Annotated in this window: 12 protein-coding genes; 6 read left to right on the forward strand and 6 right to left on the reverse strand. The window is 40.2% G+C overall.

The annotated features are described in order from the left end of the window. Window positions 1-20: 20 nt before the first annotated feature. Window positions 21-1,154 carry a glutamine-hydrolyzing carbamoyl-phosphate synthase small subunit gene (gene carA, locus H3V01_RS05875; RefSeq protein WP_198186234.1) on the reverse strand — a complete coding sequence of 378 codons (1,134 nt, stop codon included), beginning with the start codon at window positions 1,152-1,154 and terminating at the stop codon, window positions 21-23. A gap of 308 nt (window positions 1,155-1,462) precedes the next feature. Then, window positions 1,463-2,923 (reverse strand): IMP dehydrogenase, encoded by a 1,461-nt coding sequence (gene guaB / locus H3V01_RS05880; protein WP_198186235.1) that lies wholly within the window; start codon window positions 2,921-2,923, stop codon window positions 1,463-1,465. Between the two features lie 181 nt (window positions 2,924-3,104). On the opposite strand from guaB, the gene H3V01_RS05885 reads away from it, so the two are divergent. Next, window positions 3,105-3,551, forward strand: a complete 447-nt coding sequence (locus H3V01_RS05885; RefSeq protein ID WP_198186236.1) for a DUF4124 domain-containing protein — start codon at window positions 3,105-3,107, stop codon at window positions 3,549-3,551. A 104-nt stretch (window positions 3,552-3,655) separates the two neighbouring features. Continuing rightward, entirely contained in the window at window positions 3,656-5,518 is a 1,863-nt protein-coding gene (gene uvrC, locus H3V01_RS05890) for an excinuclease ABC subunit UvrC (protein WP_198186237.1), read from the forward strand. 516 nt (window positions 5,519-6,034) lie between these two features. Here uvrC and H3V01_RS05895 read toward each other — a convergent pair. Both H3V01_RS05895 and H3V01_RS05900 read right to left on the reverse strand, forming a co-directional pair. Next, window positions 6,035-6,202 (reverse strand): hypothetical protein, encoded by a 168-nt coding sequence (locus tag H3V01_RS05895; protein ID WP_198186238.1) that lies wholly within the window; start codon window positions 6,200-6,202, stop codon window positions 6,035-6,037. 1,784 nt (window positions 6,203-7,986) lie between these two features. Then, on the reverse strand, window positions 7,987-9,897 hold the full coding sequence (locus H3V01_RS05900; RefSeq protein ID WP_096765879.1) for a phosphoethanolamine transferase: 1,911 nt from the start codon (window positions 9,895-9,897) through the stop codon (window positions 7,987-7,989). A 433-nt stretch (window positions 9,898-10,330) separates the two neighbouring features. Here H3V01_RS05900 and H3V01_RS05905 point away from each other — a divergent pair, with 433 nt between their 5' ends. Next, window positions 10,331-11,107, forward strand: a complete 777-nt coding sequence (locus H3V01_RS05905; RefSeq protein ID WP_084553019.1) for an N-acetylmuramoyl-L-alanine amidase — start codon at window positions 10,331-10,333, stop codon at window positions 11,105-11,107. Between the two features lie 129 nt (window positions 11,108-11,236). On the opposite strand, the gene H3V01_RS05910 is transcribed toward H3V01_RS05905, so the two are convergent. Next, on the reverse strand, window positions 11,237-13,447 hold the full coding sequence (locus tag H3V01_RS05910; protein ID WP_084586664.1) for a RelA/SpoT family protein: 2,211 nt from the start codon (window positions 13,445-13,447) through the stop codon (window positions 11,237-11,239). A 195-nt stretch (window positions 13,448-13,642) separates the two neighbouring features. On the opposite strand from H3V01_RS05910, the gene H3V01_RS05915 reads away from it, so the two are divergent. Continuing rightward, on the forward strand, window positions 13,643-14,209 hold the full coding sequence (locus H3V01_RS05915; RefSeq protein ID WP_025331077.1) for an adenine phosphoribosyltransferase: 567 nt from the start codon (window positions 13,643-13,645) through the stop codon (window positions 14,207-14,209). 81 nt (window positions 14,210-14,290) lie between these two features. Here H3V01_RS05915 and kdsA read toward each other — a convergent pair whose 3' ends face one another. Beyond that, window positions 14,291-15,130, reverse strand: a complete 840-nt coding sequence (gene kdsA / locus H3V01_RS05920; protein WP_198186447.1) for a 3-deoxy-8-phosphooctulonate synthase — start codon at window positions 15,128-15,130, stop codon at window positions 14,291-14,293. Window positions 15,131-15,423: 293 nt separating this feature from the next. On the opposite strand from kdsA, the gene H3V01_RS05925 reads away from it, so the two are divergent. Beyond that, entirely contained in the window at window positions 15,424-17,307 is a 1,884-nt protein-coding gene (locus tag H3V01_RS05925) for an autotransporter assembly complex protein TamA (protein WP_232332603.1), read from the forward strand. Beyond that, window positions 17,307-21,200, forward strand: coding sequence for a translocation/assembly module TamB domain-containing protein (locus H3V01_RS05930; RefSeq protein WP_198186239.1), 3,894 nt, complete (start codon window positions 17,307-17,309; stop codon window positions 21,198-21,200). Before H3V01_RS05925 ends, H3V01_RS05930 begins: the two co-directional genes overlap by 1 nt. The last annotated feature ends 62 nt before the right edge of the window (window positions 21,201-21,262 follow it).

The following is a 21,262-nucleotide window of genomic DNA, read 5'->3' on the forward strand; positions in this document are numbered from 1 at the left end:
TAGTTCGTAATATCACGCAATTAATTTTTATTTGCCGCCTGCATATGTTCGATAAAGCGGTCAAAAAGGTAGGCAACGTCGTGCGGGCCCGGACTGGCTTCCGGATGTCCCTGAAATGAAAAAGCCGGCTGACTGTTCATGCTAATACCTTGTAGTGAACCGTCAAACAGCGATTTATGAGTAATACGAACATTTTCCGGTAAAGTATCTGCATCTACTTCAAAACCATGATTCTGACTGGTAATCACAACCCGGCCGGTATCCATATCCTGTACCGGATGATTGGCTCCGTGATGACCAAAAGGCATTTTGCGGGTTTTCGCCCCTAAAGCCAGACCAAGCAGCTGATGTCCCAGACAAATACCGAATAGTGGCAGTTTATGTGCCAGAATTTCCTGTACAGCTTTAATGGCATAATCACAAGGTTCCGGATCACCCGGCCCGTTAGACAAAAATACGCCGTCAGGATTCAATGCTAGTACTTCAGCTGCCGGTGTAGTAGCAGGAACCACAGTCAGACGGCAGCCCCGTTCACTCAGCATACGCAAAATATTGGTTTTTACCCCGAAATCGTAGGCAACCACATGATATCTGGCTTCTTGCGGTTGAACATAACCCTGTCCCAGCTGCCATTCACCCTGAGTAAATTTATATTTTGCAGAACAGCTTACTTCCCGTGCCAAATCTTTTCCGGCCATGCTGCCAAAAGCACGTGCCATTTCCAGAGCCTGTTCTTTATTTGCATCAGCGCCAGTCAGAATACAGCCGGCCTGTGAACCTTTATCACGCAGCAAACGGGTAAGGCGTCGGGTATCTATATCTGCGATTGCCACAGTATGCTGACGTTTCAGATAATCGGACAGGCTTTCTTGCGCACGAAAATTACTGTGCAATAAAGGTAAGTCGCGAATAATTAACCCGGAAGCATAAATTTGTTTACTCTCAGTGTCTTCACTGTTGATACCGGTATTGCCGATATGCGGATAAGTAAGAGTCACCATCTGTTGAGTATAAGACGGATCAGTGAGGATTTCCTGATAGCCAGTCATGCTGGTATTGAAGACTACTTCACCAACTGCCTGCCCGGCTGCTCCAATGCTGACACCATGAAATACGGAACCGTCAGCCAACACCAGAATTGCACTTGTAGTCATGGATGAGTCCTGTGTATTTAATAGACCGTCAATAACGACAATCTGTTTTTTTATGGATTAATAATCGTGCTTCCAGTTACCAGTTGCAGGCAAAAAAAAACACGCCACTTCACGCAAAAAGCGTGAGCTACGTGCTTGATTATGGCAGAGACATAATATCTGACACTGCCATGAAAGCAATGCATTTTAGCTAATCTTCTCTGCTTTGGCAATGCAGATATTACTAAATAAAAAAGAAAATTTTTATTAATCTGCTGAGCAGCCCGCCGGCTGCCCTTTAGACTGACTGCAAATTTTACAACATTATTTTAGCGTACATGATAATTCGGTGCTTCTTTGGTGATTTGCACATCGTGTACATGCGACTCACTCATACCCGCTGCGGTAATTTCAACAAATTCTGCCTTATCATGCATATCATGAATGGTTTTACAGCCCAGATAGCCCATACTGGAGCGTAATCCGCCTACGAGCTGATGGATAATCTGGCTGATTGGTCCTTTGTAAGGTACCCGTCCCTCAATGCCTTCCGGCACATATTTATCAGCGCTGGAGACATTATCCTGAAAATAGCGGTCAGATGAGCCCTGGCTCATGGCTCCCATTGAACCCATACCGCGATAGGATTTATAAGAGCGTCCCTGATAGAGCTCAATTTCACCCGGTGCTTCTTCAGTACCGGCGAACATACCGCCCAGCATTACCGCAGAGGCGCCGGCTGCCAGTGCTTTAGCCAGATCACCTGAAAAGCGTATACCACCGTCAGCAATCAGCGGCACACCGGTACCGGCAAGTTCTGCAGCCACATTATGAATCGCGGTTAACTGCGGCACACCTACACCGGCTACTATACGGGTTGTACAGATAGAACCCGGCCCGATGCCGACTTTAACTGCATCCGCTCCGGCTGCAACCAGATCACGCGCAGCAGCGGCTGTTGCTATATTACCGCCAATGACATCTACATCCGGATAATGCTGTTTTACCCAGCGTACACGTTCTATTACGCCCTGACTATGTCCATGTGCTGTATCCACCACCAGTACATCTACTCCGGCCTGTACCAGAGCAGCTACCCGCTCGTCTGTGTCTTTTCCGACTCCTACTGCTGCGCCTACTCTCAGCCGTCCTTCACTGTCTTTATTGGCATTAGGAAAAGCTGTGTTTTTTAATATGTCTTTTACTGTAATCAGACCTTTCAGCACCCAGTCTTCATTCACTACCAGCACACGCTCAATTTTATGTGTATGCATTAATTCACGGGCATCATCGATACTGGTAGTTTCACTTACTGTAACCAGACGCTCACGCGGGGTCATAATACTGGATACTTTTTGCTGCAGATTACGTTCAAAACGTAAATCCCGGTTAGTAACCAGACCGACAACTTTGCCATTTTCCAGTACCGGTAAGCTGGAAACTTTGTATTTACGCCCGGGACCGATTAAATCGCCAATCAGCGTATCAGGTGTAATGGTTACCGGATCCTTGACCACTCCGCTTTCATATCGTTTAACATTGGCTACGGCACGTGCCTGTCGTTCAACGCTCATGTTTTTGTGAATAATGCCAATACCGCCTTCCTGAGCCATGGAAATAGCCAGCTTAGCCTCAGTAACCGTATCCATCGCCGCTGAAACCAGGGGTAAATTCAAATTAATCCGGCGGGTAAGCGGAGTTTTCAGAATAACGTCGCGCGGCAGTACTTCAGAATGAGCAGGTACGAGCAGCACGTCGTCAAAAGTGTAAGCTTTTTCGACTATACGCATTTTAGGGCTTCTTTTTAGAGGATGAGAAGAAATTCAGATAAGGGAATTGGCGGGCAATTTTAACAAATATACGACACACTCGCAAAATATACTTTTACATAAACCGGTCAATTGGCAAACATTGGTTTTTTTTATCGTATAATAGTCAAAACATATATTTCAAACCCAAGGAAAAGTAAACATGCGTCACAAAATACTGAAAATGTCACTGGCAATGGTACTGATGGGCAGCACATTAATAGCAGGTGCTGTGGAGGTATATACATGGCGTGATAACAAAGGCGTAAATGAATACTCAGACACCCCGGTTAATCTTTCACCTGCTAAAACTCAGCGTTTTAACGTGCGCACACAGGTTGCCACGCCTGTAGCAGCACCTCAGCCTAATGCTGAAGCCAGTTCTGATTCAATAGCAGAACAGCAGGCAAAACTTAACCGTAAAATTGAAGAACAGAACAAGCTGACAGATGAGCGGAACAAAAAAATTGAAGAACAAAACAAGAAAAACCGTGAAGCCGCCTGCAAAACTTCGAAGATGAACCGTCAAATGGCTGACAGTCTGCGCACCAATAATCGCGATGCGCTGATTAAACGTTATGATGAAGATGTACGACTGAATTGTAAATAAATTTTTACTCTTGACTATTTTACTCCTTATCCATAAGTTGTTTACGCAGCTTATGGACTTTTTTATGGCTGCATACATAGTTGTTAACCAGATATACCATTACTATGACCAATACCACAGCCACATCATCCAGCAATGCTGACAGTAATAAATTTGATATAGCTCTGTTTCTTAAAAACCTGCCTTTAGTGCCGGGTGTATACCGCATGCTCGATGCAAATGATAAAGTATTATATGTGGGCAAAGCAGTGAATCTGAAACGCCGTGTCAGCAGCTACTTTCAGAAAACCGATTTATCGCCCCGGATTCAGCTTATGGTGAAACAAGTGGCGCGAATTGAAATTACAGCCACTCATTCAGAAACAGAAGCATTGATTCTGGAAAATAACTTTATCAAGGCATTATCGCCGAAATACAATATTCTGTTCCGGGATGATAAAAGCTATCCTTATCTGATGCTGAGCGGACATCAGTTCCCGCAAATGGCGTATTACCGCGGCAGTCTGAAAAAAAATAACCAGTATTTCGGTCCTTATCCTAATGGCTATGCGGTACGTAACAGCATCCAGACATTACAAAAAGTATTCAGACTGCGTACTTGTGAAGATAGTGTGTTTGAGCATCGCGACCGTGCCTGTCTGCTTTATCAGATTAAGCGTTGTTCCGGTCCATGTACAGGGCATATCACAGTTGAAGATTATCAGAGCAGTGTTAAAGCTGCGATCAGCTTTCTGCAGGGAAAAACCAGTGAGCTGACTGCTTCTTTGCATACCAAAATGCAACATGCTGCTGAACAGCTGGATTTTGAAACGGCAGCACAGGTGCGAGATCAGATTCAGGCACTGGGGCTAATGCAGTCTCAGCAATTTATCGACAGCAAACAGGCTCGTCACAATGACATTGATATTCTTGCGCTGGCTGAAGAAAATGATATTGTATGTATTCACTGGGTTAGCATTCGCGGCGGCCGGCATGTCGGGGATAAAAACTTTTTTCCGGATACCCGCTACCGTGTTGCCGAAAAACTCAATCACTATGGAGAGGCATTTGCTGCACAACACTATCTGGGTAAAAATAAGCCGGATATCATTATCAGTAATTTTCAGCTGCCCAAAAGCCTGTGTGAAGCACTGAACAACGAAAACGGTAAACAGATTCAGTTTATCCATAAAACTGTAGGTGAACGGCGCGTGTGGCTGAATATGGCGGAACGCAATGCACATATGGCTATTGAACAGCATCGTTTACAGCAGCATAGCCAGCAACACCGTATTGAAGCGCTGGCTCAACTGCTGGATATGGATGCAGAAAATCTCAACCGGATTGAATGTTTTGATATCAGCCATACTCAGGGCGAGGCTACTATTGCTTCATGTGTCGTATATGAAGATGAAGCCATGCAGCCTGCTAAATATCGTCGCTATAATATTACAACCGCAAAGGCCGGTGATGATTATGCCGCCATGCGCGAAGTATTAACCCGTCGCTACGGACGACTGGCAGATAATGATGACAGTATCGGTGCGTGGCCGGATCTGGTGCTCATAGACGGAGGTAAAGGTCAGGTGCATATGGCTCTGGATGTATGGCAGGAGCTGGGTATTCATATTCCGATAGTCGGTATTGCCAAAGGTCCGGAACGAAAAGCCGGTCTGGAAGAACTGATTATTCCGCATCAGCAGCGCAATATCCGGATAGAACCGCACAATCCTGCCCTGCATTTGTTACAAACTGTCCGGGATGAATCCCACCGCTTTGCCATTACCGGCCATCGGCAGAAACGTGCCAAAGCAAGAGTCACTTCTTCACTCAACGACATACCGGGTATTGGCAGCAAGAGGCGTCAGGCACTATTAACCCGTTTTGGGGGGTTACGCGGCGTGGTTGCCGCCAGTGTGCATGATTTAAGTCAGACGGAAGGTATTAGCCTTGCTCTGGCCGAAAAGATATATGATGCTTTACATTAATACTAATAAATTAATCTGATTACTATCAGTTATATTAATATTACCAATAAACAATACCGGAATATTCAGAAATTTTATTTACAATACTGAATATACAATTATAGAATGCCTGAAACATTGCTGCCTGGGTAAATATCTTTTTTAGATAATACTGGGTATTTTCAGAAATGTGTCAAAACAATATTTATCTCTTCATCAGACTACATGCTGATGACCGGAAACCAGAGATACCGGATATTATTAATAATTTCCAGTAATGTTACCAGTGCTACCAGCTTACAGACAGCGTACAGAAGGCAGAAAATTTTAATCAGAATCCAGCTTAAATATTTGTTTTTCTTTACATTAAAAAGAATACATAAATATAATTATCTCTGAATTTGTTAAATGGAATAATAAAATGACAGAAATAGTTCAAATTTCTTTACATAAAAAATTATCTAGAAATTTTTTAATATTATTTGTCAGTTATTTCATATTTATACTGTGTTCAGTTGGAGCACTCTTATTTTATTTTTATGATGAATGTGAACGATCAGGTGCATGTTTCTTTTTAGGTTTAATAGCACTGATTAATTTTTTGGTTTTTTTATTTTCTATAGTTATTAAAGCTTTAAAGGCAATTTTTTCCCGGACTGAAAATAAACAATCACTTTCATTTAAATTTTTACTGTTTAATTTCACACTATTTCTTATTACCTTTTTTATCAGTATTTCTGGTTATAGATTATTAAGTACCTATTATAATCAAACAGATATTGTTTTACTTAATATTCTCTACTGTTCTTTTTGTATCTTTATCTGTTTTTTAATTTTATTTTTCGCCAAAATAATCAAATGGCTTTTCTTACGTTCAGCTTAATGATAAAAATATTAACTAATTAATTCCGGAAAAAAGTAGATGAACTTCACTCAATACTTACTGCAAAATAAATATGATGACTTGTATCGCTATATATTTAATTATGAACCAATATACTTATTCCGTGTTCCATTATTTATAACATCAGTACCAAATGCAGCATTTTAATCAGAAATGTAATAGCCCGAGCCAGAATTAATTTTTAAACAGTCATTCATAATATACAAACAGCTAGTGATAAATCTGAATATTTTAATGAGTTCAGCAGCAGATAATATTATTTTCCAGTCGCTGTAATTTAAGGCAATTATGATAACTGACTCATCAATATAATGATCAATTGTATATATGATTTAAATCAAACCACAACATTTAAATATATTTAATTTGAAAAATTTATATATAATAAAATAATTTTTATTGACAATAAAATTTAAATATGATTCAGCATTACTTAAATCTCAGAAAATTGATCAGATTTTTAATTAACTATTTAATATTTACAATAGTTTTTTTCATTATACTCGAACTCCCTAGCGGTTTTAGAGATATTAATGAATTTTTTACACGAGAGTCAGTTTTGGGTCTGATGGAAATAACTTTCATTCTCTTTTTATACTTCTTTTTTTTGTTCAAAACGACTAAAACTATTTTCATTCGCAACAGCAAAAATCAATCATCTTCTTTTAAATCTTTATTTTTTAAATTAGCACTTAACATTGGTTTGATTTTGCTATTTCACTTTGTTGTTTATTTATTAGGTATCGACAGAGATTTAGCGTACACTATTTATGGTTTAATGATATATTTCATTTTATATTGCTGGGCAGTCAGTTTTTTTATACTAATAAATATAAAAATCATAAAATATTTTTTACGGGCAGAAAAAAATGTTCAGATTTCTTCTTATAGACTTGTATCCGAAGATTTATTTATGTTTTTAACTAGTTACTCATTAGTTATAATCTGCATGATTGGATTTTACTATTCTATTGGTGATTATACTTACCAATTCAAGCTTTTGTTTGGAATCGGAAAATTAAACTTAATTCTGCTCGGAATTAATTTTTTAACTTTTATATTGATTATATCTGTTTCTACTATTAAACCTGTAAAATATATTTTTTTTAATATTGAAAATAGTGAATCCTTTTCATTTAATTCTTTACTTAGCAGCTCCGGATTATCTCTGATAAACTGCCTCTTTTTGTTTTTTATTAACGGTATATTATTTTTTATAGAATCTTCACAACTTATACAACTTGTTTTCATTTCAGGTGAAATTTTCTGCTTGTGTATCTTTATTCGTTTTTTTATTTTACTTTTTGCCAAAATATTCAAATTACTTTTGTTTTATTCCGCAAATATAATAAAATTAATTAGTAAATAATTTTTTAAAGTCAATAATCTAAATATTAAGTATAAGAATAATCGAATTATCAGAAAATAATTTTCTATTCTACTAGCAAACATATTTTCTTCAATGCCAAAATTAATTTAAAATATCTATCAATTCTACTGTTTTAAAAGAAGTTTAATGGAAAAACTCTAGCTTTTTAAAAACAAAATAACCTACAAAAGTAGGTTATTTTGTTTAAATTTATATTTATCTATATGGTTTACAAATAGTATAATTATCATTCTCATTTTTGTAACCAAAATAGATTTTATTTTGTGGATCAATATATTTCTTATCTAAATAACTTACTATTCCATAATAGCTACCTTTTTCTTTCGGGGTTCCAAAATGTTGCTGTACATCAGGTCTAAATCCAGGTTCGCCCTCTACAAAAATTATTTTATTATTACTTATGATAAAACTACCTACTGTTCCAGATAAGGGTTCTTTTACTTTATTAGAAGCAGCCCATCCAAATATTTTATAAATTCGCGAATTTGATGGAAATGCAATCTCCACATCCTCAATATAACCAGAACAGTTATCTGAAAGTTGAAGATTTTTATTCAATTTTTTAACATTTTTCAATATAATGCCCGCGTTAATATCAGTTATAGCCGCTTGTTTCTTTTGTATACTTGAAATAGGTTTGTATTTTTCCCAGAATATGATTGGGTCTGGATCATTTTGTATCTGATCTAATAATTTAAAACTATAATCACTATTGGTAACATTTGTTTTTACATTGATAAATGATGAATATATATCTAGTAAATTTATACCACTTATCGTTTTATTAAAATTAATATGTTTTTCTTCTTTTGAATCTAAATAAAATAAAGGAACCTGATACTCTTCATATAAATCTACGTCATGAAAAGAATGTTTTTTTTCAACAGACAATCCATGATCAGAAAAATACATCAATTTATATTTTTTCCCTTTTAAATTTTCAGTTATGAGTTTAATAAATGAATCAAGCTTTTCTATTGTAGCTGCATAACAACCAGCTTCACTATTTATATTAAAACTAGGTTTAAATTCTCCTAATCTTTTACATACTGGTTCATGAGAACCCATCATATGAATAAATATAACTTTCGAATTCTGATTTTTATTTATTATTTGTGAAAACACGGGTAACATTTCAATATCATCATTTGCACCAGAATCAAAATCGCCTTTTTTTAAAAAATGTGCCTCACTTGCTAATTTGGATAAGTTAAAAAGTAAATCATCACCCCATCCATTTATTCCTTGATTACTAATCCAGTATGTTTCATATCCAGATTTATTTGCAAGAGAAATGACATTAATACCCCATAAAATTTGATTTTCTTTTGGATCAGCTTTAAATAACATTCGTGATAATGATAAAACTGTGCTTGGCCCGGCTGATACAAATCCATTAATAAATATACCATTTGAAGTGTTGAGAAAAGGCGTTGTATTATGAGGGTAACCATATACCGACATATAATCTCTACGTACCGACTCTCCAATAATAACTACCCTTATTTCTGTATCATCATTGTCGTCTATTTTACCTTCTATTTTAATTGCACTACTATCACCTAAACTTACTTGTTGTTCTTCTTTTTGTTTACGGATAGCTTTCCATGAATCTATTGAATTTTTTAAAAAGGCATTTCTATTTATACCATGATGATTAACTGAGATTCCGAATAAACTAACTATATATAAAAATATAAATGCGAATATAATAAAGTATTTAAATTTATGTTTTTCTTTTTTTGATATTTGATATATAAAAAATTGGATAATTATAAATAAAACAGATAAAAATATTTTATATTTTATAACCATTAAATAACCAATAATTTCTAATTTATTGGTTTGTATTAAGGGTATTAATATTGCTTCTGTCGGCTTGCCATAAATAATTCCAGTTGGAAAATAAAAAGATAAAACAGAAAAAGTAACCAATAAAATTATTGATGTAAATCTGTATTTAGTACCAAAGATATAACAACCCAAAAATATAAAACCAACAATTATATCTTTATTTTCCCAATTTTTTGTATAACCAAGTCCGAATAATAAAATGATAGATGATACAATATATAGAAAATATAATAATATATTCTTTCGTAACATAATAAAAATTTTACTCTTTGAACAAAGAAAGATTAATCTTTACTTTCATATAAACTTTAAATTATTTTATTTTGTAATAAAAATAACAATCAATAAAAATTTTCAAAATAATCAATCAAATAAATCTTTTCTTAAATAAAATTTGACTGGGTTAATTATACCTGAATATATATGGTAAAGATAGCATATCATTCAATATCCTTTACATATAAAAACAATATAATTAACATACTAATAAATTAACATTTACTTTTTATATTAATAATGTTATAATTATCCATACATAAAAGCTTAAATAAATATTTAATTTAAAAATAAATTTTATTAGCATTATCTATAAATTTAGATTAGTAAATAACAAATCTTTAATTACCAATATCTTATTCATACAAAATTAAACAAATTATCAATATAATATAAAGGAGAAAATAATATGTATAATATTGACTACAATAGCTATCGCTCTATAAACAGTTTTAACCAGCGTGTACGTTTTTTAATATTGCATTATACTGCTGAAAATTTTGCTGATTCGATCAAATCACTCACCGGTCCAAATACGAGTATTCATTATCTGATTCCGGATGAAGCAGAAGCAAGCTATCAGGCAGCCGGCTTTAAAGAACTGCGTATTTTTAATCTGGTGGCAGAAACAGACCGGGCTTGGCATGCAGGTGTCAGTAGCTGGCAAGGTCGTAGTAATCTGAATGATACTTCCATAGGTATAGAAGTTGTTAATCTGGCTACCGATAATAACGGTATATTTACTTTTCCATCCTATGGAGTAAATCAGATTAAAGCGCTCAAACAACTAGCTCTGAATATTCTCCAGCGTTATCCGGACATTACGCCAACTCATGTTATCGGTCATTCAGATATCGCACCACAACGCAAAAGTGATCCGGGTGCGGCCTTTCCATGGAAAGAACTGTACAAAGCTGGAATTGGCGCCTGGTTTGATACAAAAACCAAATTAAATTATCTAATCCAATTCACAAAGCAAGGGATACCTGATAATGCAACCATTTTAAAACAATTAAATCGTTATGGTTACGATATCACCGGTGCTGACGCTGATGCTGAACAATTCAACAAACTGATACGTGCTTTTCAACTGCATTTCCGTCCGACTGACTATAGTGGAAGAGTGGATTGCGAAACGGTTGCTATCTTATACGCTTTAATTGAAAAATATTTTCCGGAGGCATAAAACTCTCTTACTTAAAAGAAATAGATATTAAGCAGTTTGAACAAGCCACGAACATAGGTACAAAGTCCGTGGCTTGTTCAGATAAATGATAAATAAGCTGATAATTTATCCGCAGCGGATAGCAATTGCTTATAACCGAGTTACTGAGAGTACACCTTTAACATCGCTCAGGTGGCTAAGTACCCGGGGTAAATCATTTACCTGTTGTACTTCAACAGTAAATCGCAACTGAGCTTCCATATCACGTGATAACGTCTGTACCGCAGTAACATTAAGCCGGTTGCGTGCCAGTGTTTCAGAAATATCGCGTAATAATCCACTGCGGTCTCTGGCACGAATTTCGATATCAATAGCAAAAACCTGCCCGGCTGAATCACTTGCCCAGGATGCAGGTAATACCTTATCCGGAGAAATCTGAGCCAGATATTGAAACGAAGAACAATTGCTGCGATGGATTGAGATACCACGTTCCCGTGTTACAAAACCAATAATTTTGTCTCCGAATGCCGGTTTGCAGCATTTAGCCAGTGTCGTAAATAAACCAGCCTCACCATCAACGAGAACACCACCAAAATTTTTCTTGATTTTACTGCGTTTGACTAAATGGTTTTCTGTTACCGGTGCTTCCGGTTTTTCCAGTAAAGTATCGACTGCTTTCTGAATCATGCGGCCGGAAACTTCACCATGCCCCATAGACAGATAAAAATCATCTGCACTGGAAAATCCCAGAGCTTCAGCCAGTTTATGAATATTTGGCTGCACCTGCATTTTTACTAACTGTTTTTCCAGCGCAGCACGTCCTGATTCCCGTATGGATTCACCGTTCTGCTGCCGGATAAACGCACGAATCTTACTAATGGCTTTATTACTTTTCACCCAACCGTCATGCAGCCAGTTAACCGATGGTTTACCTTCGCGTGCAGTAATAATTTCAACCCGCTGACCATTCTCCAATGGTGTGGATAACGGGACAATCTGCCCGTCTACTTTGGCACCGCGACAACGGTTACCAATATCTGTATGTAATGCATAGGCAAAATCAATCGGAGTGGCACCAGCCGGTAAAGAGAATACCTTGCCATGCGGAGACAGAACATAAATAGTGTCGTTAAACAGTTCTGTCTGGAAAGCACGTGACAGATCTTCACGGCTACTATCGTTTTCGGCGATATTTTCGCGCCAGTCGAGCAACTGACGTAACCATGCGATTTTATGTTCATAGGCTTCATTACCCTTGCCACCCTCTTTATAGCGCCAGTGAGCGGCTACACCAAACTCTGCATAACGATGCATATCAAAAGTTCGAATCTGGATTTCCACGCCTTTGTCTTCAGGTCCGACGACAACAGTATGCAAACTTTGATAATCATTGGGTTTAGGATGAGCAATATAATCATCAAATTCACCCGGTATAGGCTGCCATAAGCTGTGCACGATCCCTAGAGTGGCATAACAGTCTGCTACTGTATCCACCAGAATGCGTACTGCCCGTATATCATACAAACCATCAAAGCTCAGTTTCTTTTTTACCATTTTACGGTAAATAGAATAGATATGCTTTGGCCGTCCGGCCACTTCAAAATGCATATTCAGGCGGCTCAGTTGCTGTCTAAGGGTATCAACAAAATGTTCAATATAGTCCAGACGCTCAGTACGCTTTTCATCCAGCAGACGGGCAATTTTCTTATATTCATCCGGATTCTGATAACGAAAACTTAAATCCTCAAGCTGCCATTTCAGCTGCCATACTCCCAGGCGATTGGCCAGAGGGGCAAAAACTGTCATGGTTTCTTTAGCTACGTCCTTTTTTAATTTTTCGTCTGTGACTTTACTCAGGTAGCTCATGGTCTGGGCGCGCATGGCAAGTTTAATCAGTACGACCCGGATATCCGATACCATCGCCAGTAACATCTGTCGCATTGCTTCAGCCTGCTGCTGCCGTTCCTCCTGTGTAGCCAGAGGGCTGATGCTGACAAAATAAGTAAGCTTCTGTACCTGATACAAACCTGCAACCAGCTGCATTACACTGTCACCACATTCTTCTTTGACAATATTTTTCCAGTCAGTGACATAATTGGGCAGACAGCTCAGCATTGTGGCGGCAACAGCATCGGCCATCAAATCCATATCTGCTACCGATTTAGCAGCAGCCATTAAATTGATATACAGATCTTCACCGGCAAAGGTTACCGCGTCTTTCGGATAGCTGTTATTTACCAAACTCTGGGCATGCCGGAGCATTACTCCCATCGCTGCTGGTAAGGTGGCAATATAATCATCTAACCAGACACACGGTAAGCATGGATTGGTGACAAGAGCTTGATCAGGCGTGCTAACCATGTTATCAACCTGTTGATTTGTGTAAATTATGGCGACCATTTTACCAAAACAGACCATTTTATGCTTCATATTAGGCTGTAGAAAAACAGGAATAGTGCTATTATGCGCAACTTTCGCATACACTATATGCAAATAACTTCGCTCGTCCCGCGTTTATAACTTTCGCATATAGTCTTTATTTTTAAAGGATTTATAATGCAGACTCATCCCGAAGTCATAGGTGTTGACGCGCTGGCCGAAAAAATTCGCAAAATTCCGAACTGGCCGCAGGAAGGAATTTTATTTCACGACATTACTCCGGTATTACAAAGCCCGCAGTACTTCCGTCTGCTGGTAGATTTAATGGTTTACCGGTATATGGATCAGAAAATTGATGTTGTGGCCGGTCTGGATGCACGCGGTTTTATTATCGGTGCTGCTCTTGCCTATCAGCTGAATGTCGGTTTTGTTCCCATCCGTAAAAAAGGCAAGCTTCCTTTTACTACTATTGCGGAAAGTTACGAACTGGAATACGGACATGCAACCATCGAAATGCACACTGATGCGGTAAAACCGGGGACTCGTGTGCTGCTGGTAGATGATCTGGTTGCCACCGGAGGTACGATGAATGCCGGTGTAAAACTGATTCGTAAACTGGGTGCTGAAGTAGTAGAGGCAGCTGCAATTATCGAATTTACAGACCTGCCCGGCGGCAAAAAAATTCGAGATGAAGGAGTACCATTGTTTACGCTGTACCAGAATTCCGGTTCTGTTGAGCAATAAAATCCTTCTGGTTGAACTTTTACCTGATCAACAAAAAAGCAGAGCAAAACGCTCTGCTTTTTTATGCAAAAATATACTTATTTAGTTAATATCCAGTACCGGCATGGTTTTTACCAGCTCATCCACAGCTTTAAGCTGAGCAAGAAATGGTTCGAGCAAATTCAAAGGTAAAGCACTGGGACCATCGCAACGTGCCTTATCCGGATCAGGATGTGATTCAAGGAATAAACCGGCCAGCCGGGTAGCCATACCGGCTAATGCCAGATCCAGTACCTGACTGCGACGCCCGCCTGAAGCGGCAGCATCAGCCTGACGTTGCTGCAATGCATGGGTTACATCAAAAATAACCGGTAAATCAGCACAAACTTTTTTCATCACACCAAAACCCAGCATATCAACTACCAGATTATCATAACCAAAGCTGCTGCCACGCTCACACAGAATAAGCTGCTGATTGCCGGCTTCATAAAACTTTTCAACAATATTCTTCATCTGGTGCGGGCTTAGGAACTGAGGTTTTTTGATATTAATTACTTTACCGGTTTGTGCCAGTGCCACCACTAAATCAGTCTGACGGGCTAAAAACGCCGGCAACTGTAATACATCGGCAACCTCAGCTACCGGTGCAGCCTGATAGGGTTCATGAACATCAGTAATTACCGGCACACCGAATTCCTGTTTAACCGCAGCAAAAATTTTCATTCCTTCTTCCAGCCCTACTCCGCGATAGGAATGAATAGAAGAGCGGTTGGCTTTATCGAATGAGGCCTTAAAAACCAGCGGAATGCCTAGTTTACGGGTAACCTCTGCATAATGTGCACATGTGCGCATTGTTAAATCCAGATTTTCCAGTACATTCAGACCACCAAACAGTACAAACGGTAAATGGTTGGCTACTTCAATATTGCCTACATGAATAATTCCGGCCACAATTAATCCTCAGTAAATTCGGGTGAATGGATAACACAATCCATATTAACCTAAATTATTTATTCTACAAAAATGTCCGACATTCGTCCAAGTCAGTAAACAGCTTTGATGATTTAACATTTCACTAAACCTGTTATCATGACTTTAAATTTGTTTGTACATTAATATAGAATATCTGTGTCATTCAAGGCATAGGATGAAATTTCAGTTTCACGCTACAATAGCAGACATAAACAGACTGCAAAAACTGACATATGTTTTAACTTTCTGAAACAGGACTGATTTTGGTATATTTCACGCAGAAGCGCTTGCAATGGCTGTTTTTAAGTATGTTACTGTCGTCCATTACCTCCATGGTGTGGGCTGTGAGCCTGCCAGCAGACAGTGATGATACTGATGATGATGTTCCGCCACCCAAAACCGGCCTGCTGCACAGATTACTGCACGGGCAGGAATCTGAGGAAAAAAAACAGCCTCAGACACCAAAAAGTCCGCGAGTTCCTGTAACCATAGATATTAACAATTCATCCTTAAAAAAACTGATTTATGATCATCTGCCTCTGATTACTCAGCAATTGATTGAAGATCTGGATGATGAGCAGCTCAGTTTTCTGGCAGAAGAAGCACCGCAGCAAACGCAAACCATGCTGGAAACTCAGGGATACTTCAATGCTGAAGTTAATCTGGAGAAACAAAGCAATAGTTACATTATCCATATAAAGCCCGGTCCGCTGACCCATATTGAAAATGTCGACGTTTCTCTGATTGGTGATGTAACCAGTGACGATAATCTGACCAACTATTACAAAACTGCTATTGATAACTGGGTGCTGCCTGTAGGCGACCCGTTTACTCAGAGTAACTGGTCAGCAAGTAAATCTTCTGTTCTCAGCGCTATTGTGCGCAAAAAATACCCGCTGGCAACCATTAGCGCCAGCCGTGCAACTATTGATCCGCAAAAAAATAAGGCTGAACTGTCTCTCACAATTGACAGTAAGCAGCCTGTATATTTTGGTGATATTCACGTTAGCGGAAATGAACGATATCCTGTTTCAATCGTCACTGGTATGGCCAGTTTTGCTTCCGGCTCTCCCTATGATTTGGACAAACTTCTGGACTATCAGCAGGCACTGGAACAGGACAGCCATTATGGTAATGCCGTAGTCAGTGCAGATTTTGACCATATGGAAAATAATCAGGTGCCGGTTCTGGTGAAAGTCAGTGAAATGCGGCGCCAGAAGCTGACCTTTGGTTTACGTTATGACACCAAAAACGGTCCGGGTTTTCGTGGTGGGTATGACCACTATAATGTTTTTCATAAAGGGTTTGTCGGCTCAACCTTGCTGGATACAGACCGCTATGAGACTACTTTCGGTTTAGGTCTGAGCCAGCCTCGTGACAATCGCGGTCACTACTGGACCAGCAATCTTAACTATACCTACTCTACTGTCCAGCATCTGGAAAGCCGCGCCTTATCCAGCGGGATGTGGAAGGTTCGAGACCGTGACGGAATTGATTCGCGAATCGGGATTGAATACGTTACTGAAAGCAGCAAAATTGAAAATGGACCTGATCTCGGACACAGCTATGCCACCATGGTGACAGCTTCATGGAAGCGGCAGAACATAGAAACCCAGCTGCGACCGGCTAATGGTTATTATCTGGAAGGTAAGGTAGGTACCACTCTGGGTAAACTGATATCATCAGCATCCATGCAAAGAGTTACAGCTAGTGGCGGCTACTATTTCACCCCTGAAAATAAAAAATACGGAACATGGTTTTTACGCAGCCAGATTGGCTATGTACATACCGGTGATGCTGTAAACGTACCTTCTGTGCTGATGTTCCGTGCCGGTGGCGCCAATAGCGTACGTGGTTATGAAATAGACAGTATCGGTATTAAAAGCTCACATAATTCAGTGTTACCTAACCGTACGCTGGCTGTAGCCAGTGTTGAATACCAGATTCCAGTGTATAAAGATTTTTCTCTGGCGCTTTTTCATGATGCCGGTTCGGTATCGAAAAACTTCAGCGACATGCAATGGCGTCATGGCAGTGGATTCGGAGTACGCTGGTTTAATCCGGTTGCCCCGTTTGCCTTTGATATAGCCTATGGCCATCATGATGAAAAATGGCGCTGGTCTATCAGTTTGGGAACTAAATTCTAATGGCTGAAACTACCATCAACTCAGGCGAAACACCTGTTCCCGCCACGCCGCCTTCCGTACCCCCGCGTAAACCACGCTGGAAATCATGGCTGAAAACCAGTCTGTATTCTCTGCTGGCTTTGTTTATTATTATTGTGGCACTATTATGCTGGCTGATTGGTACAGAATCCGGTCTGCGTTTTGGTGTACATACTGTCCCGAAATGGTTTGGGGTGCACATCCAGACAAAAAATCTGACCGGCACTATCTGGCGCGGGTTTTCCGGCACAGATATTCACGTCAGCCATCGCGATTTTGATTTATCCATAGATAAAGTACGTCTTGACTGGAATAATCGTGAATTATGGCGACGTCGCTTCCACGTACGGCTGCTCGATGTTGGTAAAATTAATTATATAGACCATAGTGTACCCAAACCCAAGCCCGTTCCTACCCTACCCAACAGCATCAGTCTGCCATTACAAGTTATTATTGATAACATTCAGCTTGGTGGATTCACACTGGGTAAAAAAGAAACGCCAGTTTTGCTTGCCAGCCAGGCCAGTTACACTTTTGACTATCACAAACATCAGCTTATTCTCAGTGAGCTGAATACACCATGGCAGAGCATCCACGGCAATGCAGCCATTACCACTCAGACACCCTTTATACTGAGCGGACAGCTGAACGGAAGCGGCACCATTGATAAAACTGCGGTTGAAAGTGCTGCGCTCATCAAAGGCAGTCTGCAACAGCCAGATATATTTGCCCGCCTGGACGGCGGAAATATTCATTTCCGTACCCATGCCATCATCAGACCGTATGCACTGCAACTCAATCATAAAATCATCAGCCTGAATCTTCAAAGCCGCCATATTAATCCGGCTGCTTTTAATGCAAACTTACCATTTGCCGATCTGAATCTCAATTTAGATCTGGCACCCGTAAACAACGGCAAAGGTCAGCTTGTCGGACATATTAAGCTTGGGAATGAACAGCCACTGGCCTACAACGATGCCAAACATGGCGGTTTACCTGTACGCAGTATTGAAGGTGACATTAACATCGATAATAACGGCAAACTTATCTTACCGGCATTAACCACACGTCTGCTTCAGCAGGGACAAATCATCACCCGCGGAAATATCGATAGTGCATCCAGACAACTCGATATCAACAGCCAATTATTACGTATTTACGCCAGCGATGCTCTGGCTACACCACTACCCGGTTCACTTAATGGTCATATTCGTGTATCCGGTAGTTTCAACGGCCTGATTACCCAATGGCTTCTGTCCAGTGAAAAAGGCAACAGCGAAGGTTCGATTCAGATTATTACTGATGAACAGAAACATCAGCAAACCCTGATACTCGATAAACTGAACATCACCCCCAATGGCGGCGGCAGCTTTAATGCCAAAGGCAGTCTGGCACTGTATCAGAATAAAGCAATCCAGCTGGCCATCAACAGCAACAATTTTAATCCCGCCAAAGTTAATTCAGATTTTCCGGCAGGCAGTATCAACGGACATATCAACGTTAACGGACAATTGGGACAACAACCTGCCATTCAGGCAGACATGCTCTGGCATAACAGCATTCTTTCCGGTGCACCTCTTTCAGGCAAAGCTGTCATCCGCTATCGCAATCAGCATCTGGAACAGGCCAATATTAACCTCAATGCCGGCCCGAACCGGATAGTTACCAATGGCAGTTTTGGTAAAAAAGGTGACAAGCTCAATCTTGATATCAATGCACCCAATCTGGGATTATTTGGATTAGGCATGAAAGGTTTGCTCAGCACCAAAGGCTTTATCGCCGGAGAACCAAAAAAAATTACAGCAAATCTTACTGGTGCGGCACGCAACCTGCAAATTACTCAACTACTTAACATTAATCAGCTGGATTTTAAACTTGTTGGTTCACCTGATATTAATCAGCCATTACTGGTTAACCTGAATGCAGATCATATCAGCATCGCTGGCAGCACCAGCGAAAAACCCACGGTCATTAACAGTACCGACATTAAAATCAATGGCCGCGGCAGCCAGCATCAGCTTCAGGGTAGCAGCAATCTGACTCTGGATGGCAAAGCTTACCATTTTAATCTCAGTACGCATGGTGGTCTGGACCAGCATTATCAGTGGCGCGGACGAGTTAATGCTCTGGATATAAGTGGCGCACTTAATTTGAAACTGCTCAATCCTATTCAGCTTGAGGCCGGAACCGAGCATGTCAGCATGCAAAATGCACGCTGGGCTGCATTGAACGGTAACTTAACTCTGAATAATCTGAACTGGGATAAAAATAAAGGTCTGATTACCCGTGGTTCAGCCAGCAATCTGGCTTTGCACGAATTACACAACGTCATAGAATTACCCGTTGAGCAAAACCTGATCATTGGTGGTGACTGGAACTTCAGTTACAGTCGCCACATGCAGGGCTATCTGAAACTATACCAGCAGGGCGGTGACATTACCCTGCCACAGCATCAGCAGAAACTTGGCTTACAAAATGTACGTCTGGATGCACAATTCCAGAACGGTCATATCAATAATCATCTGAGTGGTATTACCCGTTATGGAACTACAGATGCCACACTGGTTATTACTCCTGACAATAACGGCAAAGTCAGTACTGCCCCCATCAGCGGACGTATAAAACTTGATAGCCCTGATCTGAGCACTATTCGCAATCTTCTGCCCATTGGTATGCAGCTTAAGGGCAATATGCATGCCGAAGCCGGCATCAGCGGACATCTGAATGAACCTCTGCTTAATGGTACGCTTACCGGTAATAACCTTTACTACCGAGATCAGGCCAACGGCACTATTCTTGAAAACGGCAACCTTAAAAGCCACTTTCAGGGGCGGCGCTGGTTAATTGACAATCTTAGTTTTGCGCGCCGTGACGGAACTATTAAACTCAGTGGCGTAGTAGATATGACCAAACTCACTCCAGATATTAACGTTACTGCCCACTTTGACCATTACAATATTTTTGATCAGATAAACCGTCGCCTTACCATAAGCGGAAATACTCAGCTACTGTATACTATTGCACACGGAATTGTTCTGAACGGCAAACTAAAAGTCGATAAAGGTCTCTTTGGTATGCAAAAATCAGGAATGCCACAGTTAGATGACGACGTTGTCGTACTGGGTCGCGAAAAGACAGCAGAACAGCAACGCCCTACACCTATCCGGCTCAATCTCGATTTAGACATGAATGATGCTTTCCGTTTCAGTGCTGAAGGGATTGACGTTCTGCTTGGCGGTCAGCTTACTGCTACTGCCAATCCGGGCAGCACGGTTCAAATTGTTGGTACAGTAAACGTTGTTCGCGGACAATACAAAGCTTACGGACAGGATCTGGTTATTCAGCATGGGAGTACCATTTCTTTCGTAGGTCCGATGGATAATCCCAATTTGAAAATACGTGCCAAACGCCGTTATTCACAAGTTGGTGCGGGTGTTGAAGCACTCGGACGGCTGGATAGCCCGCGTATTAATCTGATAGCCAATGAAGCCATGAGTGAAAAAGACAAACTATCGTGGCTGATACTCAATCGTCCCAGTAGCGGCAGCGCCGGTGACGAAGCCGCCATTGCAGCTGCGGCCAGTGCCTGGCTTGCCGGAGGCCTGAATGACAAGCTTGGTTTACTTGACGAAATCGGCCTTACCAGCCAGCAAACCCGAAATAGTCAGACTGGCGAAATGAATCCTGCAGAACAGGCCATCACAATCGGCAAACATCTGTCTAACAATCTTTATATCAGCTATCTGTATGGAATTGAAAGTGCGACCCAGACCGTCAGCATTACCTATCAGATTAGCCGTGCACTGCAAAGCATTGTGCGCATAGGTACCGGATCGGCCGGAGGTGAAATCCGCTATACCCACCGTTTTGATTAAATCATCACTGATAAAAATGTTCAGAGTACACAACCTGCACATGGTTTAAAATACTCTGAACA

The sequence above is a fragment of the Snodgrassella sp. M0351 genome, assembly GCF_016100575.1.
In the GTDB taxonomy this organism is placed as follows: domain Bacteria; phylum Pseudomonadota; class Gammaproteobacteria; order Burkholderiales; family Neisseriaceae; genus Snodgrassella; species Snodgrassella alvi.